The sequence below is a fragment of the Oceanobacillus senegalensis genome (genome assembly GCF_900176885.1).
GTDB classification, from domain to species: domain Bacteria; phylum Bacillota; class Bacilli; order Bacillales; family Amphibacillaceae; genus Oceanobacillus; species Oceanobacillus senegalensis.
The window spans coordinates 77,937-99,475 of the sequence record NZ_LT839648.1; the positions used below are offsets into that span (position 1 = coordinate 77,937).

A 21,539-nucleotide genomic window follows, 5' to 3' on the forward strand; every position below is an offset into this window, starting at 1 on the left:
GAATGATAACGCCAGAGGAATTTATTGATAGGTGGGATGTTAATAAGTATGGCCCACTAAATAAATTTAATAGACAAGATTTAATGGTAACGGAATTTTCAGATGATGTTAAAGGCTTTTTGTCTATAGGAGGTCTACCAGAGACACCACCGCCGTATTTGGAATTTTCCTCGCCACAAATTAGACCTATTACCAATGTATTTGATATGCCACAACATTTTAAAAGGTATTGGTTTTTGGGTTCAACTGGTTCTGGTGATCCAATATGTATAACAGAGAAGGAAGAAAATATAGTGTTTCTTAATAATGGAGATAATTATAAAGAAATATTCGTTAATTCTTCAATAAATCAGTTTGCAGAGTGTATATTAGCTTATGTATCCATGATTGATAAAGCAATAGAGGTTAATGGGGAGGATGCCTTTATTGATAACGATATACCTAAATCAGTAGTAGACTGGTTAAAAGAGGAACTAGAGAGAATTGATAGTAAGTGTATGCAAGCTGGGTTCTTTTGGTCTACTGAGTACGAAAATCTATTCGAATAATCTCTGAAACGTGTTGAAAATAAAATAAAATGAATGAAGAACACCTACGTGACGAATAAAGGGTATTGAATCGTAGGTTTTTTTCTATTGATGACAAGTATGTGTCTACTTGTAGAGGGTAGATACACCAAGATAGCATAGTGTAAAGAAAGGGGTAAAACAATGAAATTGATACAGAACACTATAGTAAGGCCATTGCCTTCAGAGGAATTAATAAAAAATCACGAAAAGTTTTGGAGACTTTCATTACCAGAAGCTTTCTTAGGATTTATAAAAGAAAATAATGGTGTAGAGGTTGAGGAGGCAACATTTGAGTGTAACAACCGTGGTTATGCGATAGAAAGGTTTTTATGTATATTAGATGATATTGAGAATCATCCAAAAGGAATTTATGACATAGATGTTGTATTTTCACAAATAGGTGAAAGGTTAACCGATAATGAAGACTTATTAGGGGCAGAGGTATTGCCAATAGCTAGTGTATTTACGGGAGACTTTGTATGCTTAGATTTTAGAACAGATAAAAATAATCCATCTGTTTGTATATGGTCGCATGAAGAATCCGGTGAGTTTGAGCCCGTTACTTATAATGTGGCAGATAACTTTACAGAATTTTTAAAGATACTTGAATAGGAACAAAGAGAGTAAAAGCTGAAAATATATGGAAGAAAGCACCTGATTGCCTTTTGAGCAACAGGTGTTTTTATTAAAGTTTTAGATTTTGGTCAACAAAGATGATGCATTAATGAAATTCATAACTCATAAAGGTTGTATCATCAAGGCATTCTGTTTTAATAAACAATCCGCAAGCAAATCGTAAACAGTGTCGAGGGTGACAGATTACAAAAATGAATGGCAAGGTAAGTATTTCACCTTGCTCGATGGTAGGAAGGCTAGAGAGTTCACCGATGCAGATGGCACTGTGAGTTACGAGTTTGTAAGTGAGATTCCTGAGGATCAGTTTCAGCCAGAGGAGAAGAGCTTCTTAGAGAAAACATGGGATGGCGTGAAGGATGTAGGTTCAACCGTAGCCAGCGGAGCCAAAGAAGTAGCCGACTTCATGCTATTAGCCGATGTAAATACGCTAACTAGTTCAGACGCATCACTCATTGATAGAGGCATCGCCGCAGCTTCGATAATTCCGGTTGGGAAGGTATTAAAGCTAAGGAAAGTAGATGATATACTTAAGGTAGATGCGGATGGAGTAAAGGCGAAGAAGGTTGGTAAGGTTGAAGGTAAGGGTACGGATAAGGATATACAGATTCCTTCAGTTAGAAATAATGAACTTAATAAGTGGTTTGATAATTTATCAACTGATAAATTTGAGGAAATGTGGAGTGTTCCACATTTGAGAAGTAAGATTGAAGATAGGATAAGACGTCCAGGAGGATATCATGAATGGCATCTCGTAGCAAGAACACCCAAATTTAAGCAGTGGGGTGTAAGCATGGATGATATAAAAGAAATGAGAACCCTAACTAAAGATGTTGAATTTGTAAATCCTCCCGGACGTCATGGGAGACGTGGCTCTACAAAAGCACATAATGAGATTTGGAAAATTATTGATTCTGCTCCTGATTATGAAAGCTTTGTTAGAGAGTTAAATGAATGGGATAGTAAAAGAATGAAAAATGGAGTTCTGAATTTACCAGAAGGTCTAAGGAGGTAAATACATTGAAAAATGATGTTTCTTTGTGGTTAGGAAACTTCAACAATTTTGATGAGGTCGAAAAATACACTGAAATAATTTATGATGAAGATGGAGATAGTACTCCTTCTGTTTTTGAGAGAGAATTTAAATTGGGTTATTATGACAGAGACTTAATTGAAAAGGATTGGATACCGGATACTGAAGATGATATAAAAGAGCTTTTAGTGGATTTTTCATATGATGATCAGTTAATAAAGCAGTTTATCGATGTTAAGTTAAACTCTAAATATAATACCATTATTTTAATTTATAATTATAATTATGATATAGATGGAAAGTCTGTATCTTCAGTAAATAAGAATGCATACAAATTAGATTTTATAGGTACAGCAGAGTATATAGACTAAATTGTTACAGTGTAGAGTAGGGCACTTGATTGTCAAAAAGGCAACAGGTGCTTTTGTTTTTTGTTAGAAATTTAAACTTTGGATGACATTGATGATACTTAATGGAAATTCATACTTCATGAAGGTTGTACCATCATGAAGTATTGATTTAGCACTTTAAGGAACGGAATAATACGGACAGGTACCCTGTCCATGGGTGTCGGGGCAACTTTCTGTTTATTACAGTTTTGTGAAACTTCTGAAAAACTATTTTTATTTTCCGAGATTAGTAGAATGTTTCGAAGTGGCGACCTGAGTATTGGGGATTATTCTGTTCGCAGCTTAAGAGAGCACGAGTTTCATCAGGACCTTATGGATGCAGTAAAGAGTAAAGCCTGGAATAACACGTTATCACTAGACGTACTACTTGGGACAGCTGGAAAGTATATTCTATCCCAATTTGTGTCATTTCACGTTCTGATTCATTATCTTCAGGAAAAATATGAAATGCGAACCGTGAATTACACCGTTCGCTCCCTTAAAGTCATTTCGGCGGCAAGTGGTGATTCGATAACAGTTCGGGAGTTTGCAACAATCCGCAAGCAAATCGTAAACAGTGTCGAAGTGACACATTACAAAAATGAATGGCAAGGTGAGTATTTCACCTTGCTCGATGGTAGGAAGGCTAGAGAGTTCACCGATGCAGATGGCAATGTGAGTTACGAGTTTGTAAGTGAGATTCCAGAGGATCGGTTTCAGCCAGAGGAGAAAATTTTCTTAAAAAAAATAAAAAAACATGGGACGGTATGAAGGATGTTGGTTCAACCGTAGCCAGCGGAGCCAAAGAAGTAGCAGACTTTATACTTTTAGACGATGTAAATACGCTTACCAGTTCAGATGCTTCTCTTGTTGATAAAGGTATCGCCGCAGCATCGATTTTTCCTTTCGGGAAGGTATTAAAGCTAAGGAAAGTGGATGATATACTTAAGGTAGATGTGGATGGAGTGGCGGCTAAGAAGGAGAAATGATTATGTTAAAAAAGTAACGGAATATAAAGAAAGTCAATCTGTAAATATTGAATATGATGTGTATACACCGATTAATATAGAATTCGGTTCTTGGAATATATCAAAGGAGCCAACGATATATTGGAGAACTGGGGATTTCAAGAAAACTTTAATAGAAATAGGCTTAGGGAAATATACAGGTAATATTCGTTCTATTACACTAACTTTAAGTGAGAATGTACACAACATGGAAAGTTTTAACCTGGATAAGAAGAATATAACTTTGATTAAAGGTGTACCTAATTTTCAGGTTGAAGAATATAATGATAAGACGTATATAGACGAAAATGGTGAATTGAACGTTTATATAGGAATGGATAAGGTGTTCATTTCGTTTTCGAAAAGTGATACTGTGTCTATTGTACAAAATGATAATTTGGGATTTGCTTTAGATAAAAATAAAATGGTTTGTGGAATTATAGTAAGTAGAATGTTAGAACATGAAAAGAAAACATTAGAAGAGGCATTGAAATAAAGTATTATGAATTACAAAAATACTAAACCTTGTTTGGCTAAATGCCTTTCGAGGTTTTTATTTTTAAGGGACGTGGGGTCAGGTTCCTCGTCTATGGGTGTCGAGGTAACTTTCTATTTATAAAAGTTTTGTAGAGAATTTCTGCAAGACTTTTTTTATTTCCGAGATTAGTAGAATGTTTCGAAGTGGCGACCTGAGTATTGGGGATTATTCTGTTCGCAGCTTAAGAAATCACGAGTTTCATCAGGACCTTATGGATGCAGTAGAGTAAAGCCTGGAATAACACGTTATCACTAGACATACTACTTGGGACAGCTGGAAAGTATATTCTATCCCAATTTGTGTCATCTGACGTTCTGATTCATTATCTTCAGGAAAAATATGAAATGCGAACCGTGAATTACACCGTTCGCTCCCTTAAAGCCATTTCGGCGGCAAGTGGTGATTCGATAACAGCTCGGGAGTTTGCAACAATCCGCGGGCAAGTCGTTAACAGTGTCGAAGTGACAGATTACAAAAAATACGCTAACTAGTTCAGACGCATCACTCATTGATAGAGGTATCGCCGCAGCTTCGATAATTCCGGTTGGGAAGGTATTAAAGCTAAGGAAAGTCGATGATATACTGAAGGTAGATGCGGATGGAGTGAAGGTAGATTATTTTACAAGTAAGAAAGATAATGCTTCTGTAATTAATAAAAATAATATATATAGAGGTGATAGTTTACTTAACTCTTCAACCAGACCAAATGGAGTTGGTAAACCCTATATATTAAGTTTAGGTGATTTAGTTCCATCTAATAAACATGGTTTCTATAAAGGGCGGCAAGTGACTGTTACAGAGCATATTCTAGGGGGTACAGAAGAGGGGCTAAATCAAATAGTCCTTATACTAGTTTTACGATTAACAAAAATGTTATTGGACGTTATGGAGAAAATGTTATTGAACTAGATATATCAGCTTTAAGGAAAGATATACAGTCTGGGAAGATAGAGGATGTTGCTATACTTTCTCCAAAACAAGTTAAAAAGTTAATAGAAAGGGATGTTGTTTCTACTGACTTTTGGAAGAAAAGAGCAATGAGTTGGACAAAGAGAGATAATGAATATTTGATTAAAGGGAAAGTTCCGAGTCAATATATTAAAGTTTTGTCTAAGGAGTGATCATTTTGAAATTATACTTTTTAGATGAGTTTTTAGGAGATATACAAAATATTAATGTTGAAGGAATGTGGATAAATGCTGAGTTTACCCCTTCAAAAAATATGGAGAAATTTAACGATTTTTTTGCTGCAATTGTTGACGAAGGAAATAATTTTGACGAAGTATATTATAGTGAAGAATGGTTAGATGATAGCAATTGGTTTGTTATTGATGATGAAAATAGGAAAAAGTCTATATACATACCTGCAATTTATCCTGATGGGGAAATTAACTGGAGGTGGAGATAATTTATTAGCGGGGGTTGCCCACAAAGCTAGAGTGATAGAGAATAGGCAAGAGGGATGGTTCTCCCTTCATGAAAAGAAACATCCTTGGATTCCTTGGCCACGTATATGAAACGTCACACAGTTTATTCCGTGTGGCTTTTTGTTTGTACATCCATTTCCCACATTTTCCTCTTTTCTTGTAATAAAGGACGCATGGACAGGTACCTTGTCAATGGGTGTCAGAGTAACTTTCTATTTAAAAAGTTTTGTAGAAAATTTCTGCAAAACTTTTTTATTTTCCGATATTAGTAGAATGCTTCGAAGTGGCGACCTGAGTATTGGAGATTATTCTGTTCGCAGCTTAAGAGAGCATGAGTTTCATCAGGACCTTAAAGAGTAAAGCCTGGAATAACACGTTATCCCTAGAGGTACTACTTGGGACAGCTGAAAAACATATTCTATCCCAATTTGTGTTATCTGACGTTCTGATTTATTATCTTCAGGAAAAATATGAAATGCGAACCATGGATTACACCGTTCGCCCTTAAAGCCTAGGAACGCCAGTAACCCATAGAACATTTATACCTGGTGGCAAAGTTACAGGAAAAATAAATCAGTGGGGGAAATTGAATATTGTATAAAATTGAAATAGTAGAGAAAATGGATTTAATTGTAACTGGACTACGTTGTTTATTGGTAGACAGTTTAAGTTAATATCTTCCTTAGAAGGAACAAATTCCGCTGTTGAATATCTAAAGAATAATCCTAATGTTAATAATGAGTTCATCCAATAAAATATTTTTTCAATGTTTCATACGCCCCAAAATATGTATGACTTTTTTAGAAAAGTATCGGATGCATTTTATTATCCATCTGATCCAAAACATACAATTAAAGAACTTGTTGAGGAGTTTTTGGATGCTGAGAAGCAATTCATATTAAAATAACTAGAGAGTGTAAAGAGAACGATGGATTAATAAGCCATCGTTTTCTTTTAAGGAAGGTGAGAGAATGATAACGCCAGAGGAATTTATTGATAGGTGGGATGTTAATAAGTATGGGTCACTAAATAAATTGAAAAGACTTAGAATTTATAAAAGAAAATAATGGTGTAGAGGTTGAGGAAGTAACACTTGAGTGTAACAACTCGATGAAAAAACTTATAGATTTAAAGGAAATGAATAAGAAATATTCGGTTGGTACCAAAATACGTTCTAATGCTTATCCTGAGTTAGATGGTAAGCCATTGGAAGGAAAACTGATATTGGAAATTCCAGCGACAAATAAAAATATTTCGGATATTGAAAGATACAAACAAATAGCAAAAGATTCTGGAATAGAATTAAGGTTTATGGAGGAGTAGAAAATGAGCTTTGAGATGAAACCTGAAATAAAGTCAGTTTTAGAAAAAATTGAATTTGTTAATAGGTATAAAGAATTATCTAAACAATTTAGTGGTAATCCTAATGATATAAATGATAGATTAGAAAATTACGATATAGAAAAGGTTAATGAAATATTTACAAAGTTAGGTTATGATGCAGCCTTTGATAACGAGGAGAAATTTTTCAAAGTAGGAGTTGTAGATAATTCACCTAATTATACGATATGGTTTAATATAATTTTAGAATATGGAATGACTGAGTTTATTTGGGTGGTTTATTATAATAATAAGGTAAGATTAGGAAGTCCTTGGAGTGTTTACTCTAGATTATTAATTGATCCAAGTGAAAGAATAAAAAAGCCAGTGTATCGAAGTTATGAAGAATTAGAAAAGATACTAAAAGAGGCCTTTTTAATGTATGAAGATTTTAAATTTAATTTAATTAATTTGTATAGTGAACAATAATAGATAGACCAAATTTGATATAGGATTTTGGGGTCAGATCCCCAAAATTAATGTGCTAAAGTGCACAAAGAGGGAACTGTGTTATTGATGGTTCTGTCGTAATGTGTCGAAGGTTAGTAGATTGTAATAAATATAGTATGTGTATGATAAAATAAAGCCGCAACTGAATATTGTGAGGGTGGTTGGTTGTCGCTCTTCTTTCCGTTTGAGGAAAGGGGGTGATAATTATGGAAACATTTCTTGAAATCATTCGTGAAATTTGGAAGGGTATTGTGCGTGAAGTTGCTGCACACGTCTTTCGAAAAAACGTATTAGATAACAAGAAAACCACCCCGCGCCGTAGGAAGCATAAGGGTGGTTCTCGAAAGAAATAAATTTACTTAGACAACCACCACCCTGACGGTAGAGGTTGCATTGACTGGGCGCTGGTAACGCTCAGTCCTTTTTATTCTACGTTGATTATGTCTATATTATACTTGATTTGCTGTTATTGTTACAAGTGGAGAAGCCCAATATATGGCTATTACGCCATGAATAAAGGTATTAAGATTGATTTTGGTGATGAAGTACCGTGGAAGTATAAATTGTTGGAGAACTGAAAAAGACATTAAGTGAGAATAATGATTTGCAGCCTTTTTTTGAAGAAATAAATAAGTATACGGAAAATGTACATTCACTAAACCCTGGAGTAGATAGTTATTATATTGAACAAATCGAAAAGGAATTAAACATTACATTACCCCAGAACTTATTGAGGAGTTTTTGGATGCAGAGAAGCAAGTAATATTAAAATAACTAGAGAGTGTAAAGAGAACGATGGACTAATAAGACATCGTTTTCTTTTTAGGAAGGTGAGAGAATGATAACGCCAGAGGAATTTATTGAATGGTACCTAACGCTCTCAAAGGAGGGCAACTTAAAGGGGAATTAATATTAAAAGTACCAGTTCAAAATAAACAAATTCCGCAAACAATTCTTGATGAGGCAACAAAAAACAGGATTATTATTAGGGATATTAAGGGGGAAGGTGTATAATTGACTATGAAAGTTTATTATTGTGACGAATGGTCGGACATCAAAAAGAAGCCTTGGAACATTCTTGATGACCGTACTGCATACACACACCATCAAAAACATGAACCATATACGGCGATATTATTAGAAGGTGAGAAACCTAAGTATATTGTAAATGTTACAAATGAATGGGTTTCGGTGGGGTTTTATGATGACCTGATTCGTAAGTATTTAAATTATGATTTTGAAGTTATGAGTGATGGTAAGATTTTTTTAAGAACAGCCATGTATTGGGAATATGATGATGAAACTGACACGGAAGTAAGCAGCTTGATTTTGGGCTTCCGAGAAGATGGCTATATAGCAATGGAAAAGAGAGATTTAAAAACCGATTCAGTCGAGGAGCGCGAGACTAGTGATACCCTTGAAAGAAACTGGGATGTATTTCCTGAGTTTGGTCATTACATTCATTTGTGCAGAGAGGAAAGGTAACTAGTATAGAGCGCTATCGAGTGCCTAAACTAGTTATACGAAAGGTTGTTATGTATAGGCACATAAAGCAAGTGAACTAAAATACAATTAAAATATTTGATTTTGACAAACACAACAATGATACGTTTGAAAGTAAAACTCCATGAGGGTATTGCCATCATGGAGTTTTATTTTGTATAGGGATAATAAGAAAAGTACGATAATTAGGTAAGATGGCATCTTACATGGCAGAGATGAACGTTGTCGGGTATATACGAGTCTCTACACAAGTATAAGCGAAAGAAGGATACAGCTTGAATATCAAGAAGATGAAATTAAGGCGTATTGAGAATAGAATAACTTGAAATAGTACTTAGGGGCAGTTGCCTTGTGCAATGAAACCATGAAAGATATGGATGCCTATGCATTTGCCGTAGAAAGAGGACAAACGGAAATTGCTGAATATTTAAAGCGAAAAATGGATGAAAAATAATAAAGGGACGTGGGCAGGTTCCTCGTCCAAGGACGTAGGGATAGGTACCTGTCTATTCGATAATTCTTGTTGGAAAGGTATTAAAGCTCAGGAAAGTGGATGATATACTTAAGGTAGATAAGGATGGCGTGGCGGCGAAAAGGGTAGATAATTTAGTAGAAAATAAAGTGAATGTTAATTCAGATGATATTAGATCTTACCGTGATATAGATATTGAAAAAGTACCAATTGAATACAGGGCCGATCCTAGACTTGTTTCTGAGATGAACTACAAGGGAAAGAAAAAAAGTGGAACTAATGTAGAAGGATGGGAAAGAAATGCTTCGAAACATTTTAATGAATGATTGGATAAGCATCCCGAATTTTTCAGTGAAGCAAATGTTGAAAGAATTGAGAATGGGTTAGTCCCATTAGTTGATGACGAATCTATTAAGCATTTTCCAAATATAAAAATTGTAAGGATAATAAACTAATTCATCACCATATTGGCGGCCGAGGTTAAGCAGCAGTTCCACAATCACTTCATAGAGGATTTGGTGGGATACATAATTTTGAGAAAGAGACAATATTAGGAATAACGATCCTTTGACTGAAATCGGGGAAGTATTTACGTCATCTGAAAAAAAACCATAACTAGAGTAAAAATATAAAGTGGAGGTAAAAATATGATTTCACCACAGGAGTTTTTGGATAGATGGAACAGTGACATTTATGGTTTCGTTCATTATGATGAATCTAGTATTGATTCCTATAACTTATCGGATGAAACGAAGGAATTTTTAATTAAGGCAGGGTTACCAGAATCTGCCCCACCTTTTTTAACCTTTGAGTCTTCAACTGACGGAGGTGGAGTTAGACTAACTGAAAAAAATAATACATTAGGAGAAATGTATAAAAAGTTTATATATATCGGATATAATGGTAGTGGCAATCCAGTGTGTATTGATGAAACTAATTCTAAACTTGTTTATATTGATTATGACAATGAAAATAATAATGTATTCATTAATTCCTCCATTTCAAGTTTTGTAGAGTCTTTACTAGTATACGTAGATTTTATAAAAAAGGTAAAAGCAACGAATGGAAGAAGAGCTTACCTACAAAAAAATGCAACGAAGGAATTGTTAGATTGGATTAAACATTCTCTTTATCAAATTGACGCCATATCTTCTTCACAAGGTAGTTTTTGGAAAGAGGAACTTGATAGCTTTTATGAATAAACACAAAGATTGAATGTTAAATTTATTCTTATTTTTGATTTTACCATGCATACATCCAAACATACTAATTAGAGAATAAATGATGGGTCACAGCAATAGAAGAAGGAAAGCATGTTTCAGTTAACGTAAATATGAATTAAGAGGAGGATAAGGGTAATTTCTCCCTTCCCAATATATAATGACATGTTGATCAAAGAGGCACTGCTCAGAGTTTTTTCTGTTTAGGTGTCTTTTTTTTATTTAATTATTATTAGGTTTCGGGTTCACAGACCCCACTGCCTTAAAGCGCTAAAGTGAAATGTTTAGAAGCGCTGCAAGAATGGAGAGTAGAAAATGAAGTGCAAGATTATGTTTTTAATAACCTTGCACTTATTTAGTTAGGACCAGAAGTGAAAATGACAGTAAAACTTTTAGACGATGTACATACGCTAACTAGTGTAGACGCGTCACTCATTAATAAAGGCATCGCCGCAGCATCAATTTTTCCTGTTGGGAAGGTATTAAAGCTAAGGAAAGTGGATGATATACTCAAGGTAGATAAGGATGGCGTGGCGGCGAAGAGGGTAGATAAGGTAGAGGATGTTGCGAGTAAAAGTAACCCTCTACTACCAGGGGAAAGAAAAGTAGGAACATATGAAGAATTAATAGATGCAGGAACACGTGGAGACAATATAACTCCTCACCATATACCGTCTGCAAAATACATCAAAACAAAAGCAGACGTACATAAAAATGATGGGGTGAGCATGAATATGGAACAACCTCATCCAGGTGGGAGACACCTAAAGTATCCAAATATGTTTGACAAGTAATAGGCGGTCTGGAGATAAGAGAATAAATTCATCAATAGGTAGTCAATAGCGGTATAGGATTGATATTTTTGATAAAAATCAAGGAATCGCAAAAGTATGACACCAGAACAACCAAAGAATACTTATCTGAATGTAAAATTAACACATTAGCGGGAGGAGTTTAAATGGAAAAATATCTAAAGGATTTTAAATTGCATAATAAAGTTCCGAGTGAAATTATTGAAAAATATACGAAACTGGTACCAAATGAAATTATAGATTTATGGAGTAATTATGGATTTGGTACTTTTATGCAAGGGTATTTTAAAAGTGTAAATCCAGAGGAATTTAAAGAGATTTTGGGGGAGAGTAGCCAAAGATACAAGGATTCCGTTGTGTTGTTTGCTACAGGTATGGGTGACCTAGTTATTTGGTCAGATGGATATGTTAGATTACTAAATTACAGGTATGGTGTGGTAAAGACAATTATGTTTACATTTGAATTTTTCTTTCAAAATATTAATGATTTGGAATTTAAAGATGAAGATTTGTCTTGGCAACCTTATCCTGAAGCCCTTAAACAATACGGTGAGTTGGATTATGATGAGTGTTTCGGCTATACCCCACTATTAGGTTTAGGTGGAACAGAAAAGGTTGAGAACCTCAAGAAAGTAAAATTGAAGGAACATATTCTTATTATTACTGAATTTATGGGACCAATTCAGTAATGTTCCTATTTAATGGATCAATTCTCCCACTGATTTGATAGAAGTCTTCAATGATTAGAAGGATACACTTCCAAAAAAGATAATTCCATTTGCCTTTGATCCGTCTGGAAACTTAATATGCTTTGAAGGGTTAACGAAAGAACAGGTTGAAGAACGTGCAAGAGAAAATATATTTTACGTTGCAGCAACATTTACGGAATTTCTTGATAAGTTACATGACTAAGGAATTAAAGCGCTTGATTGCCTGATGAGGAGGGTATAAAAAATGGAACAATTTAAAAAAAGGTTAGAAACAATAATTGATTTCGATGTAAAAGAGATTAACATTAGATGGACTGAAGACCATTTAAATTATCTAGAAAGAAAATATAATATAAAGTTACCTCAAGATTATACATTTTATCTGCAACATTATGGTAATGATTATATCAAGGAAGATTATCACTTTATTCCTCCAGAAGGTTTATCAAATAAAATTAAGCTTACACCATTTGGAGTAGACTCATTTTATGGATTATATAACGATGAAAATAATATGGAGGACAAGATAAACTTTTATAAAGATTTATTACCAGCTGATTTAATTCCTATTGCAGATTTACCAGGAGGAGATTTAGTTTGCATTGGAATAAAAGATGACACACAAAATAAAATTTATATTTGGTTTCACGAAATGGATGGAGAGAATTTATATTTAGTATCTGACTCTTTCAAAAGCTTTATTATGAACTTTAAAAGAATAAATGTCGAAGGAAATAATCTAGAAAATGTTAATTTAAATATGAGTGATAAGTTAAATGCATTTCTAACTAATGCATCAAAAAAAATGAAATGATGATAAGTTGCTTAAGTATCATATCCAGAAACCTTGGTCGGCTTATGCCTCTCAAGGTTTCTTTTTGGCGGAGCTGCCTAGTGCCGAATAAACTGCATTTTACCTACAAGTAAGAGATAACCCATATAAGCCCTCTGTAATGTATCCATCAGGTAAACTATTTCCAAGGAGGTAAAATAGCATATGGCTGATTTTGATTTTATTAATGAACTAGAAAATAAAACTTATAAGGTACCTGAAGATGATATTTTAAAAGCTGAACAAAGAATGGACATCAGTTTTCCAAATGATTTAAAACAGCTATATTCAGAAGTTGGTTATGGTTTTATTAAAGGTCAAAGTGCTAATGCAATAAATAGAATATTGGGACCAGGGGCTGTAGCAGATATTAGATTAAGAGAAGGTATTTTTGAATCTGACCCAGATATAGAAGAACTTTTTGATGATGAAGATAAACTTATTTTTTTTGAAGTAAACGAAGGTGTTTATATTTCATTAGATTTACAATTAGTTAATAATCCAATATATTATTTCGATATTCAAATAGCTGAATCGTTAGAGGATTTTTTTAGAAAGTTTCTCGATAATAATGAATATTATATAGATTTAATTGAGGATTAGGCTTAATTGGTAGAAGAAGTAAAAATCAATTGACCTTGATTGGGTATGAACTGCCTTTCAAGGTTTTTTACCTTGCCTTATATTAAACAGTGATATTTGAGTTGGAGAAAAAGAAAATGACTAAAAGTATTTTACGTTACTCGATGGTAGGAAGGCTAGAGAGTTTACGGGTGTAGATGGCATTGTGAGTTACGGATTTGTAAGTGAGATTCCAGAGTATCGGTTTCAGCCAGAGGAGAAGAGCTTCCTAGAAAAAGCATGGGATGGCGTGAAGGATGTAGGTTCAACCGTAGCCAGCGGAGCCAAAGAAGTAGCCGACTTTATGCTTTTAGACGATGTAAATACACTTACCAGTTTAGATGCTTCTCTTGTTGATAAAGGCATCGCCGCAGTTTCGATAATTCCGGTTGGGAAGGTATTTTAAAGCTTAGGAAAGTGGATGATATACTTAAGGTAGATGCGGATGGGGTGGTTGCTAAGAAGGTAGATAATGGTGTGGGGTTAAGGACAAGGGGGGATTACATGAAGGAATTTGAAGATTACTTTTCAGAATTACAAGCAGACATGGTCGCTATTTGTTTAGAATATGTTGAAAATGAAGTAGAGGATATTTACATTTACTGTTCCTATGAGCCAGAAATGTATGTTTTTGACGTATTTTTTAAGATAAATAATCAATTTGTTTTTAAGCATAACTTAAATGATGCAGTAACTAGCAGAAGCAAGATTGGTAAGAAAGAATTGATTTATGACACCTCTGAACAAAGGCAAGAAGCTGTTTTAGATATTGGACTTGAAAATTTAGAAAAGATACATGAAAAATGTAAAGAATATGAGAAAGAAATGCCTACAGAGATAAAGTTACATTATAATGTGAAGAAAAATAGTTTAAAAGGAAAATATAGATATGATTTAGTTTATTCAAATGACGAAGAGCTTTTACCAGATGATATCTTTAATTTATGGCTTGATGAAGTAAAAAACGGAAATTACTGAATCGGAAATGTCGTAGGGTCAGGTTCCTTGTCCATAGGTATCGAAGTAACTTTAAAAAGTTTTGTAGAGAAATTTCTGCAAGACTTTTTTATTTTCCGAGATTAGTAGGATGTTTGCGAATAGGGGTGGAAAAAACGTCATGATAAATCATCTCAGTTAATTCTTTCTCAAAGAACCAAGAGGAAATTAAAGAGCATTATAAAGAAAGAGGAAAAGAGTATATACTACCAGGAGAAGGGATTTAAAAAGGAGGAATAGTAAGTGACAAGAGATGAGATTGCTCATTTATTAGATGGAATATTAGATAAAGAATTAGGAGATTTAGATATTCCTTAGGGACAAAGGAACCTTATTACGACAAGATTTATTTTTGGGATCATGAACAAGAACCGGAAGACCCTAACGATATGAGTAACATGTACTTTTTAGTAAACGGTATGGATGAATTCTTAAATCATCTATACGAGAAGAAGTATGAACCATTGCGAGGAGATAAAGATTAATGAGTTATCATTCTATAAACATAAACCAAGGTAATAGTTTTTATCCAGTGACTGAAAACGAAATAAAAGAGGTTGAAATGGAACTTGATTTAACACTTCCTAAGGAGTTAGTTCATTTTTATATGGAGGTTGGCTACGGATTTATGAAAGGTTCAGCGTTTAATATTAATCGTATTATGGACCCATATTCAGTAAGAGATTTTCGATTAAGAGTTAATGATTTTGAGTTTTATCCCGACATAGAAATCTATGATGAATTTGAGAATAACAAACTAATATTTTTTGAAGGCAGTGAATCAGCCTTCATGTCAATCGAATTAAATGAAAATAATAGAAGTCCAGTTTACTATTATGATATTCAAATTGCCACTTCTCTTGAAGAATTTTTAAGGAAGGTAGAGAAAAATGATAAATATTACTTGGAGTTACTAGCTGATTAAATATTGATAAAACATACCTTGAATGATTACGCCTTTCAAGGTTTTTTCAAATTTATTATTTAAAGGAGGAAAGTAATTTATGAGATTTGATTTTATTAAAAATCAAGTTGGTAATCAGTTTTTCCCTGTAAGTGAAAAAGAAATAGAGAAAGTTGAATCAACCTTAGGATTAAAATTTCCTTATGATTTAAGGGAATTCCTTATAGAAGTTGGTTATGGTTTTCTTAGGAGGTCTGAATATAACGTCAATCGGATTATGGGACCTACTTCTATAAGAGATGCCAGATTAAAAGGTAATGATTTTGAATTTTATCCCGATATAGAGGTATATGAAGAACTTGAAGAGGATAAATTAATATTTTTTGAAGCAAATGAGAGTGCATTGTTACTAATTGATCTGAGTGAGGAAAAAAATAATTCTATTTATTATGACGAGATAAAAATAGCTGATTCTTTAGAAGAATTCTTAAGGAAAGTAATGGACGACGACAACTATTATATTGATATAGAATAAAATATAGCTAAACTAAGGCTGATTACTTTTAAGGAGTAGATTCGTTGCAAAGTATAGATAAATCGAAAAGGAATATGGTTATGGAGAGATGTTGTCAAGCTGAAGAACGTACAAGAGAAAATATAGTTTACGTTGCAGCATTCTCATCACATTTATTACAATAGATAAAGAGGTCATTGTAATGTCATATGAAAATGAAAAAATACTAAAGAAAATAGCATGGATGAATGCTAAAAAAACTTTAACTCAATTATCATATATAGAGTTAATTTTCTAAAATATTTTAATAGATTTACTGAGTGAAAATTGATAATATATTAATGACAACTACATAAAGCGGATGGGCGGTTGGCACTCCCTAAAGGAAGGGGGTGTTAAATATGGTGACATACGATGCAATATATATGCTCTTTCAATTCGGAATTTTCCTACTATCAGGATTAACAACTGTAGTGGCAATTATCGCTCTTGTCACCAATAGAAAAAAGAAGTAATCTCCCTCCGCTCTTGGCCAGAGTAGGGTAATTACTTCTTTTGACAAACATAAATTTAATTGGTCAGCCGCTTTTCTTGCGGCATGTATGTTGCTTAGGTCAGGTGTTCGCAGCACTTGACCTTTATTTTTATTATAATTACTTTTATTAATTATTATACATAACTTATGCCAGTTTTTCCAATATTAAAGTGTCCATTTTAGTTCAGGGTCAAGAAGGGACGGTATGGGAGGATGATAGGGGAAGACTTAATATCTTTCGCAAAATCATCACTCGTGTACCGGGAACCTAAATCCGAATGGAAGATTAATCCCCCCTTTGGCTGTTGCGGTCAAAAGCATTTTTTAAAGCCTTTGAAATCAAATCTGTTGTTATAAAACGTGAGAAAGAATATCCAACTATTTTTTTCGTGTGTAAATCCATAACGGATGCCAGATAGCACCAACCATCTTTTAACGTATTGATATAAGTAATGTCACCAACCCACTTTTCATTAACAGTAGTTGTCGAAAAGTCTCTTTTTAATAGGTTTTCTCGTTCAATTACTTTTTCTTTAGATCGAATATTTTCCTGTTTCATCAAGCGTTGAACACGCTTTATACTAACTCGGTAACCTTCTTTTTCAAGAACTTTATGGATTTTAGGTGCACCGTAACGCTGTTTACTTTCTGCATGAATCCGTTTAATTTGTTGGAATAACTCTTTATTTTCCCGTTCACGATTCGATTCTGTTTTATTTAATGTATCGTAATACGTACTCCTTGGAATATCTAAAACATTACAAAGCATTTGGATAGAGTGGTGATCTGTATTCTTTTCTATAACAGCAGTTAGCTCAGTAAGACTTACTTTTTCGCGAATATGGCCATAGCCTTTTTTAAGATTTCATTTTCCTCCTGAAGACGGAGCATTTGCTTTTTCATTTTAGCAATTTCGTCAGCAGTTACAGTTGACCCATCCTCCGTGTTAATTGGAGAAAATCTCTTAACCCAAGCATAAATAGTAACTTCAGAAACACCATATTCGTTGCTTAAATCTCTAGCTGAGCTACCAGAGTTATAAAGATTAACTATCATCTTTTTAAAGTCTTCATTGTATTTTTTGCTATTATTTTTGTTTCCCATATGGACACAACCTTTCATTATTAGTGTTGTCAATTTCCCGAAAAACTTAACTAAATTGTGTCCATGAAAATATGCTAGTTAATCGGATTGATTCTAGTAGCTTCTATTTTTCATAAATAAGGCGACTGTCATTCAATCTTTGTCATTATTTGTCGAAAACTAGTAGAAAATAAGGATTTAACCATATGGTAAAATGAAGTAGCAACTGAATAAATCGTGAGGGTGGTTGGTTGTCACTCTTCTTTCCTTTTTGGAAAGGAGGTGATAATTATGGAAACGTTTCTTGAATTTCTTCGTGTAGTTTTGAAAGGAATCATGCGTGAGATAAGCGCTTATTTCTTTCGCAAAAACTTTTTAGAAAGCTAGAAAACCACCCTGCGCCGTCGCAATCAGAAGGGTGGTTCGCGAAAAACTATCGAGTAATTTGACAACCACCACCCTGACGGTAGAGGCTGTAGGGAGAAGTGTAGTAACGCTTCTCTCTTTATCTATATCCATTATACATAAGATTATTCCAAACTTCTAGGTAAAAGTAATAATTGAAGGCTAGTGTATCAGGCCCCAATCGCATTAAGCAGGACATGAGGTTAGTGAACCCCTACCCTTAAAATGGGCATTATAAAAATGGGACTTATGCAGCTAGTAAATGACTCTGGTATTGAACCGGGGTCATTTCGTTTAAGCCCCATTGATAACGTCGAAAATTGTATTCTTCGATATACGAATCAACAACTTGCTGTAATTCATTAAAATTCACACAATCTTTGTACTCTACTTCATCTTTAAAATGACTCCATTGGTGCGTTATCCCAACAATTTCTTTTTCGTGACATGGATTGTGTTAATTGTAATTCTTTAACTTTTTTCTGAAAGTCTGGATGAGTGAAATGTACACCTTGATCGGAGTGTAATATATTTTGGTTCAATATTACCCATGTTTTGTTTGAGAATCGAGAGCTTGTGAAGGTTGACCATCAAGGAGTTTCGGTTTGATACTTTACATAGAGCGGCATTTCAAAAAAAATACGAGGAGAAGAAGCTTTAGGAGGAAAATAATATGAGTATTTTACCTGAGAGACTAGATGAAGTTCTGGGAGAAGAAATATATAAACGTGAAGATAGCAATCTAGTACAGGAGGCTTTAATAAGGCTAGGAGTAAACGCATCAGATACTTTCCAAGAATTTTATATCCAATATGCAGGACCTTTTTGGGAAGAACATGTACCCTATGAATTACTAGATATAGCAGATGAAGAAAATAATATTGAATCATGCACACTCATTTCTAGAAAAGAACATGGTTTCCCGAAGTAATATCTTGTTTTAAGTGAAATGTCAGCAAATGCTGTATTAGTGCTGGGTAACAGATAAAGTTTATATCGTTCATTTTGAGGGTGGAGATGAATTGCTTTTAAAAGGAGAGTTACAAGAAACTTGGTCATCGTTTTTTGATTTTTTGAAGGCATATTTTAATTGTTAATTATTGTTCAATAAAAGATATTCATAGATACTTAAGTGCTTGTTCTTTCGTCCTTCCAAATGTTTATTGATAAAAAGTCAGGTAAAATAATCTCAGCTTTCCCTGTATATTAATTAATAATGTTACAAAGGTGATGTAAATGGCAGAAATCATTGGGTATAAATTTGATGAAATGGTATTTAAAAGTGGTAATAAGTCATTAATTATAAAAATGGAGGATCCAGATAAGTATTTAGTTGCAACTTTTCTAATGTCGGATATTCAGGGAGGGGATCCTTCCTATGCAATTAATGAAATGGATGAGGTGATAAAGGGTAAAAAGGAATACGGTGAACTTCATGGTAATGTATGTGGGCTAGAAATTCAGAAGGAAAAAACCAGGGTTTATGATAACGTAGCTGATGATGGTATTGGGGATTGGTGCGAAATAGATACACAGGAACTCAGAGATTTGATTATTATATGGTCGAATAAGTTAAAAGAATTTAGACAAAAGCACCCTTATGGTTAGGTTTAAAAGGAGGTTGTGAACCCCTGTATGGAAAAGAGAAAGAGGGGCAACAGCTGACCTTTGGGAAAGGGGGATAATAAGTAATGGACTTTGGTGTATTTAATAATTTAGTTGAAGAGGTAATTCAGTTCTCGAAAAGTTTCCAGAGCGAACTTACTAATAATATTTCTGATAAATTTGTTATTATTAATGATATAAAAAAAGCGGAGCATTTAGCTTATGATGAGACTTTTGGCGAGGATGAGTATAATTGGAAAGATATAAAAGAATTGGAAATGAGTGAAGTTTGAAGTATTTATTACGCAACGAGAATGGATGGAAGTTTTACATTACAGAATTTTAAATCATGAACAAGTAAGAAAAATATACGGTAGTGTACTATCTAAGCTAGATAACAAGACAAAAAAGATAATTAGAAGCTTATTAGAAAACATAAAAAGAGAAGACCCAAATATGTTTAGCCATTCTGTAGATGAAGTATTAAAAGCAATATAGTTCAACCCACCTTAATTTTTAGAACCCTATGATACAAAATGACGCGGGGACAGTTTCATCGTCCAAGTTACCCATATCCTGACCCATTGAATGGTATAACACATCGAAGGTTTATAAAGGGAGTTTGAATAACTGGTAAGCCAAATTCAAGGCTAAAAAGGTGATAGACTATGAATGATTTAAAAATTTTTGAAAGATATAAGGTAGACTATAATTGGGCTACATTGTTAGTTGGATTAGAGTTAGAACGGTTGAATGTAAAAGAAGTAGCTAAATATGCTGAAATGCTGATTTGTAGTAATCCACAAATAACGAATGAGAACATGATAGAGCTTGCGTGGACAAAGACTGACAGAAAAGAGGTTGTAGGACTACTACAGCAACTACTGAAGAATATTAATGTTGAATATGATTTTCAGAATGAGAAGAGAAAATGGAGATATTGTTTATTAATGAAATTGAAAGAAGTGGAAGAAGATAAAAAGATTCTTTTAGAAAAAGTTGCTCAAATTTATAGTGATTTTCATTATCCAGAGGACATGGAAGGTTTTATATATTATCTTGAACCTAAGGAAGAACTCTCCCAGGAAAAGAAAGCACAGACGGAATATCTTGAAAACTTGATAGAGAATCTACATAAATTTCTTGAAAATGAACAGATATTTATTAACCATTTGAAATAACCCTTTATTAAACTAGAATCAGGTGTTGGTCCAAGGGGATCTGTGTCGCCCAAGCTATGAAAGTATGGAGCGATGGGAACAGTTCCAATGATAGAAAGATTCGTAGTGATAGTCGTTCAAGGGATTGAAATTTAAAATGGAAAAAATAAGTTTTGCTATTAAGTATAATGGGAGGAAGAGCATTGGAACATTGGGAAAGATGGATACCGATAAACGGATTACCTTTAAAGTTATACAATGATACGTTTATAGATAATAAAGAAGGTATAATAGTAGGGTTTAGCGATGAAAAAGAAAAATTAAAAGTTGTAGTTAAGTTTGAAGAAGGTGTATTATCCTATAGAAATACAGATGAAGGCTCATTATTGAAAAGACTAAATGATATAGACCAACAATACGGTACAGCTTTTATAGCGAGTGGTCCTTATTTAAAGTAAAAAACTCTGAGAATATAAATTGGTTTCTTGAAGAAAGTTCAGGTATCTATGATCCACATGAATTAGAGCATTACGTGTTTTTAACACCAAATGATGTAATTGAAATACTAACAACATATACTCCAAGTTTCGTCATAAAGTAGCGGCTGCTTATAAATATAGATAAAACGACCAGAAAGTTAAACCTTGCTAAAAAGAGCATTAAAGGCCCAAAACCTTAATGCTTTTTTAATATTTTGAGTTCCTTCATCATAATCATTTCCGTTTAAATATTGGAAGTGGA

General features: G+C 33.7%; 32 protein-coding genes and 6 pseudogenes. 35 read left to right on the forward strand and 3 right to left on the reverse strand.

Annotated elements, in window-relative coordinates:
- Window positions 1-2: 2 nt before the first annotated feature.
- The 29 genes and pseudogenes from CAO17_RS00440 (at window position 3) to CAO17_RS21540 (ending at window position 16,525) form a co-directional block, all read left to right on the forward strand.
- Window positions 3-548: an SUKH-4 family immunity protein gene (locus CAO17_RS00440; protein ID WP_085990912.1), complete on the forward strand. Its 546-nt coding sequence runs from the start codon at window positions 3-5 to the stop codon at window positions 546-548.
- 162 nt (window positions 549-710) lie between these two features.
- A complete protein-coding gene (locus CAO17_RS00445; RefSeq protein ID WP_085990913.1) occupies window positions 711-1,181 on the forward strand; it encodes an SMI1/KNR4 family protein in 471 nt (156 codons plus the stop codon).
- 199 nt (window positions 1,182-1,380) lie between these two features.
- Window positions 1,381-2,217, forward strand: coding sequence for a hypothetical protein (locus tag CAO17_RS21530; protein ID WP_245831714.1), 837 nt, complete (start codon window positions 1,381-1,383; stop codon window positions 2,215-2,217).
- A gap of 5 nt (window positions 2,218-2,222) precedes the next feature.
- On the forward strand, window positions 2,223-2,606 hold the full coding sequence (locus CAO17_RS00455; RefSeq protein WP_085990914.1) for an immunity 22 family protein: 384 nt from the start codon (window positions 2,223-2,225) through the stop codon (window positions 2,604-2,606).
- A 192-nt stretch (window positions 2,607-2,798) separates the two neighbouring features.
- Window positions 2,799-3,395 carry a hypothetical protein gene (locus CAO17_RS00460; RefSeq protein WP_085990915.1) on the forward strand — a complete coding sequence of 199 codons (597 nt, stop codon included), beginning with the start codon at window positions 2,799-2,801 and terminating at the stop codon, window positions 3,393-3,395.
- Window positions 3,392-3,613, forward strand: a complete 222-nt coding sequence (locus CAO17_RS00465; protein ID WP_085990916.1) for a hypothetical protein — start codon at window positions 3,392-3,394, stop codon at window positions 3,611-3,613. Before CAO17_RS00460 ends, CAO17_RS00465 begins: the two co-directional genes overlap by 4 nt.
- Entirely contained in the window at window positions 3,585-4,127 is a 543-nt protein-coding gene (locus tag CAO17_RS00470; protein ID WP_085990917.1) for a hypothetical protein, read from the forward strand. The genes CAO17_RS00465 and CAO17_RS00470 overlap by 29 nt, the downstream gene beginning before the upstream one ends.
- 341 nt (window positions 4,128-4,468) lie before the next feature.
- Window positions 4,469-4,660 carry a hypothetical protein gene (locus tag CAO17_RS20885; protein WP_218775511.1) on the forward strand — a complete coding sequence of 64 codons (192 nt, stop codon included), beginning with the start codon at window positions 4,469-4,471 and terminating at the stop codon, window positions 4,658-4,660.
- A 112-nt stretch (window positions 4,661-4,772) separates the two neighbouring features.
- The gene (locus CAO17_RS21535) at window positions 4,773-5,078 is read left to right on the forward strand and encodes a hypothetical protein (RefSeq protein WP_245831715.1); all 306 of its coding nucleotides are present in this window, start codon (window positions 4,773-4,775) and stop codon (window positions 5,076-5,078) included.
- 208 nt (window positions 5,079-5,286) lie between these two features.
- Entirely contained in the window at window positions 5,287-5,577 is a 291-nt protein-coding gene (locus CAO17_RS00480) for a hypothetical protein (protein WP_245831716.1), read from the forward strand.
- A gap of 350 nt (window positions 5,578-5,927) precedes the next feature.
- A complete protein-coding gene (locus CAO17_RS21255; protein WP_218775512.1) occupies window positions 5,928-6,104 on the forward strand; it encodes a hypothetical protein in 177 nt (58 codons plus the stop codon).
- A gap of 602 nt (window positions 6,105-6,706) precedes the next feature.
- Complete coding sequence (locus tag CAO17_RS00490; RefSeq protein ID WP_085990919.1) at window positions 6,707-6,919, forward strand: hypothetical protein; 213 nt, start codon at window positions 6,707-6,709, stop codon at window positions 6,917-6,919.
- Between the two features lie 3 nt (window positions 6,920-6,922).
- Entirely contained in the window at window positions 6,923-7,405 is a 483-nt protein-coding gene (locus CAO17_RS00495) for a hypothetical protein (protein ID WP_085990920.1), read from the forward strand.
- A gap of 227 nt (window positions 7,406-7,632) precedes the next feature.
- Complete coding sequence (locus CAO17_RS20890; RefSeq protein WP_179151844.1) at window positions 7,633-7,779, forward strand: hypothetical protein; 147 nt, start codon at window positions 7,633-7,635, stop codon at window positions 7,777-7,779.
- Between the two features lie 667 nt (window positions 7,780-8,446).
- Window positions 8,447-8,911 carry a hypothetical protein gene (locus CAO17_RS00500; RefSeq protein WP_085994339.1) on the forward strand — a complete coding sequence of 155 codons (465 nt, stop codon included), beginning with the start codon at window positions 8,447-8,449 and terminating at the stop codon, window positions 8,909-8,911.
- Between the two features lie 376 nt (window positions 8,912-9,287).
- Window positions 9,288-9,383: pseudogene (locus tag CAO17_RS20630) on the forward strand (ankyrin repeat domain-containing protein); the annotation flags it as partial.
- Window positions 9,384-9,478: 95 nt separating this feature from the next.
- Entirely contained in the window at window positions 9,479-9,727 is a 249-nt protein-coding gene (locus CAO17_RS00505; protein WP_085990921.1) for a hypothetical protein, read from the forward strand.
- Window positions 9,728-9,856 carry a hypothetical protein gene (locus tag CAO17_RS22045; RefSeq protein ID WP_179151845.1) on the forward strand — a complete coding sequence of 43 codons (129 nt, stop codon included), beginning with the start codon at window positions 9,728-9,730 and terminating at the stop codon, window positions 9,854-9,856.
- A gap of 192 nt (window positions 9,857-10,048) precedes the next feature.
- Window positions 10,049-10,603 (forward strand): SUKH-4 family immunity protein, encoded by a 555-nt coding sequence (locus CAO17_RS00510; RefSeq protein WP_085990922.1) that lies wholly within the window; start codon window positions 10,049-10,051, stop codon window positions 10,601-10,603.
- 395 nt (window positions 10,604-10,998) lie between these two features.
- Window positions 10,999-11,415 (forward strand): hypothetical protein, encoded by a 417-nt coding sequence (locus CAO17_RS00515; protein ID WP_085990923.1) that lies wholly within the window; start codon window positions 10,999-11,001, stop codon window positions 11,413-11,415.
- A 164-nt stretch (window positions 11,416-11,579) separates the two neighbouring features.
- Window positions 11,580-12,122, forward strand: a complete 543-nt coding sequence (locus CAO17_RS00520) for a T6SS immunity protein Tdi1 domain-containing protein (protein WP_085990924.1) — start codon at window positions 11,580-11,582, stop codon at window positions 12,120-12,122.
- Window positions 12,123-12,153: 31 nt separating this feature from the next.
- Window positions 12,154-12,345: pseudogene (locus tag CAO17_RS00525) on the forward strand (SMI1/KNR4 family protein); the annotation flags it as partial.
- Between the two features lie 42 nt (window positions 12,346-12,387).
- A complete protein-coding gene (locus CAO17_RS00530; RefSeq protein ID WP_085990925.1) occupies window positions 12,388-12,957 on the forward strand; it encodes an SMI1/KNR4 family protein in 570 nt (189 codons plus the stop codon).
- Window positions 12,958-13,140: 183 nt separating this feature from the next.
- Window positions 13,141-13,578: an SMI1/KNR4 family protein gene (locus CAO17_RS00535; protein WP_085990926.1), complete on the forward strand. Its 438-nt coding sequence runs from the start codon at window positions 13,141-13,143 to the stop codon at window positions 13,576-13,578.
- Between the two features lie 184 nt (window positions 13,579-13,762).
- Complete coding sequence (locus tag CAO17_RS00540; protein ID WP_085990927.1) at window positions 13,763-14,002, forward strand: hypothetical protein; 240 nt, start codon at window positions 13,763-13,765, stop codon at window positions 14,000-14,002.
- Between the two features lie 98 nt (window positions 14,003-14,100).
- Window positions 14,101-14,574, forward strand: a complete 474-nt coding sequence (locus tag CAO17_RS00545) for a DUF600 domain-containing protein (RefSeq protein ID WP_085990928.1) — start codon at window positions 14,101-14,103, stop codon at window positions 14,572-14,574.
- Between the two features lie 502 nt (window positions 14,575-15,076).
- On the forward strand, window positions 15,077-15,517 hold the full coding sequence (locus CAO17_RS00550; RefSeq protein WP_085990929.1) for an SMI1/KNR4 family protein: 441 nt from the start codon (window positions 15,077-15,079) through the stop codon (window positions 15,515-15,517).
- A gap of 79 nt (window positions 15,518-15,596) precedes the next feature.
- On the forward strand, window positions 15,597-16,031 hold the full coding sequence (locus CAO17_RS00555) for an SMI1/KNR4 family protein (RefSeq protein ID WP_085990930.1): 435 nt from the start codon (window positions 15,597-15,599) through the stop codon (window positions 16,029-16,031).
- A gap of 380 nt (window positions 16,032-16,411) precedes the next feature.
- Complete coding sequence (locus tag CAO17_RS21540) at window positions 16,412-16,525, forward strand: putative holin-like toxin (protein ID WP_245831717.1); 114 nt, start codon at window positions 16,412-16,414, stop codon at window positions 16,523-16,525.
- 262 nt (window positions 16,526-16,787) lie between these two features.
- Here the strand turns inward: CAO17_RS21540 and CAO17_RS21545 are convergent.
- The 3 genes and pseudogenes from CAO17_RS21545 to CAO17_RS22055 all read right to left on the reverse strand — a co-directional run.
- A pseudogene (locus CAO17_RS21545) lies at window positions 16,788-17,649 on the reverse strand (IS3 family transposase); the annotation flags it as partial.
- A gap of 631 nt (window positions 17,650-18,280) precedes the next feature.
- Window positions 18,281-18,406 carry an IS3 family transposase gene (locus CAO17_RS22050; protein WP_179151846.1) on the reverse strand — a complete coding sequence of 42 codons (126 nt, stop codon included), beginning with the start codon at window positions 18,404-18,406 and terminating at the stop codon, window positions 18,281-18,283.
- A gap of 28 nt (window positions 18,407-18,434) precedes the next feature.
- Window positions 18,435-18,563: pseudogene (locus CAO17_RS22055) on the reverse strand (IS3 family transposase); the annotation flags it as partial.
- A 143-nt stretch (window positions 18,564-18,706) separates the two neighbouring features.
- On the opposite strand from CAO17_RS22055, the pseudogene CAO17_RS22000 reads away from it, so the two are divergent.
- The 6 genes and pseudogenes from CAO17_RS22000 (at window position 18,707) to CAO17_RS21560 (ending at window position 21,256) form a co-directional block, all read left to right on the forward strand.
- Window positions 18,707-19,130 (forward strand): annotated as a pseudogene (locus tag CAO17_RS22000) (SMI1/KNR4 family protein).
- 139 nt (window positions 19,131-19,269) lie between these two features.
- Window positions 19,270-19,641 (forward strand): hypothetical protein, encoded by a 372-nt coding sequence (locus tag CAO17_RS00585; protein ID WP_245831719.1) that lies wholly within the window; start codon window positions 19,270-19,272, stop codon window positions 19,639-19,641.
- Between the two features lie 83 nt (window positions 19,642-19,724).
- Window positions 19,725-19,928: pseudogene (locus CAO17_RS00590) on the forward strand (hypothetical protein); the annotation flags it as partial.
- Entirely contained in the window at window positions 19,921-20,136 is a 216-nt protein-coding gene (locus CAO17_RS21260; protein WP_245831721.1) for a hypothetical protein, read from the forward strand. The pseudogene CAO17_RS00590 and the gene CAO17_RS21260, both read left to right, overlap by 8 nt.
- Before the next feature lie 170 nt (window positions 20,137-20,306).
- Window positions 20,307-20,819 (forward strand): DUF2247 family protein, encoded by a 513-nt coding sequence (locus tag CAO17_RS00600; protein ID WP_085990935.1) that lies wholly within the window; start codon window positions 20,307-20,309, stop codon window positions 20,817-20,819.
- 182 nt (window positions 20,820-21,001) lie between these two features.
- Window positions 21,002-21,256 (forward strand): hypothetical protein, encoded by a 255-nt coding sequence (locus CAO17_RS21560; RefSeq protein WP_245831722.1) that lies wholly within the window; start codon window positions 21,002-21,004, stop codon window positions 21,254-21,256.
- Window positions 21,257-21,539: the final 283 nt, after the last annotated feature.

Excerpts from the sequence above, each read along its gene's own strand:
- CAO17_RS00440 (WP_085990912.1), top strand. The coding sequence starts at position 3 with ATGATAACGCCAGAGGAATTTATTGATAGGTGGGATGTTAATAAGTAT.
- CAO17_RS00445 (WP_085990913.1), top strand. The coding sequence starts at position 711 with ATGAAATTGATACAGAACACTATAGTAAGGCCATTGCCTTCAGAGGAA.
- CAO17_RS00460 (WP_085990915.1), top strand. The coding sequence starts at position 2,799 with ATGGGTGTCGGGGCAACTTTCTGTTTATTACAGTTTTGTGAAACTTCT.
- CAO17_RS00465 (WP_085990916.1), top strand. The coding sequence starts at position 3,392 with ATGAAGGATGTTGGTTCAACCGTAGCCAGCGGAGCCAAAGAAGTAGCA.
- CAO17_RS00470 (WP_085990917.1), top strand. The coding sequence starts at position 3,585 with ATGGAGTGGCGGCTAAGAAGGAGAAATGATTATGTTAAAAAAGTAACG.
- CAO17_RS21255 (WP_218775512.1), top strand. The coding sequence starts at position 5,928 with ATGAGTTTCATCAGGACCTTAAAGAGTAAAGCCTGGAATAACACGTTA.
- CAO17_RS00490 (WP_085990919.1), top strand. The coding sequence starts at position 6,707 with ATGAAAAAACTTATAGATTTAAAGGAAATGAATAAGAAATATTCGGTT.
- CAO17_RS00495 (WP_085990920.1), top strand. The coding sequence starts at position 6,923 with ATGAGCTTTGAGATGAAACCTGAAATAAAGTCAGTTTTAGAAAAAATT.
- CAO17_RS20890 (WP_179151844.1), top strand. The coding sequence starts at position 7,633 with ATGGAAACATTTCTTGAAATCATTCGTGAAATTTGGAAGGGTATTGTG.
- CAO17_RS00500 (WP_085994339.1), top strand. The coding sequence starts at position 8,447 with ATGAAAGTTTATTATTGTGACGAATGGTCGGACATCAAAAAGAAGCCT.
- CAO17_RS00510 (WP_085990922.1), top strand. The coding sequence starts at position 10,049 with ATGATTTCACCACAGGAGTTTTTGGATAGATGGAACAGTGACATTTAT.
- CAO17_RS00515 (WP_085990923.1), top strand. The coding sequence starts at position 10,999 with ATGACAGTAAAACTTTTAGACGATGTACATACGCTAACTAGTGTAGAC.
- CAO17_RS00520 (WP_085990924.1), top strand. The coding sequence starts at position 11,580 with ATGGAAAAATATCTAAAGGATTTTAAATTGCATAATAAAGTTCCGAGT.
- CAO17_RS00530 (WP_085990925.1), top strand. The coding sequence starts at position 12,388 with ATGGAACAATTTAAAAAAAGGTTAGAAACAATAATTGATTTCGATGTA.
- CAO17_RS00535 (WP_085990926.1), top strand. The coding sequence starts at position 13,141 with ATGGCTGATTTTGATTTTATTAATGAACTAGAAAATAAAACTTATAAG.
- CAO17_RS00545 (WP_085990928.1), top strand. The coding sequence starts at position 14,101 with ATGAAGGAATTTGAAGATTACTTTTCAGAATTACAAGCAGACATGGTC.
- CAO17_RS00550 (WP_085990929.1), top strand. The coding sequence starts at position 15,077 with ATGAGTTATCATTCTATAAACATAAACCAAGGTAATAGTTTTTATCCA.
- CAO17_RS00555 (WP_085990930.1), top strand. The coding sequence starts at position 15,597 with ATGAGATTTGATTTTATTAAAAATCAAGTTGGTAATCAGTTTTTCCCT.
- CAO17_RS21540 (WP_245831717.1), top strand. The coding sequence starts at position 16,412 with ATGGTGACATACGATGCAATATATATGCTCTTTCAATTCGGAATTTTC.
- CAO17_RS00585 (WP_245831719.1), top strand. The coding sequence starts at position 19,270 with ATGGCAGAAATCATTGGGTATAAATTTGATGAAATGGTATTTAAAAGT.
- CAO17_RS00600 (WP_085990935.1), top strand. The coding sequence starts at position 20,307 with ATGAATGATTTAAAAATTTTTGAAAGATATAAGGTAGACTATAATTGG.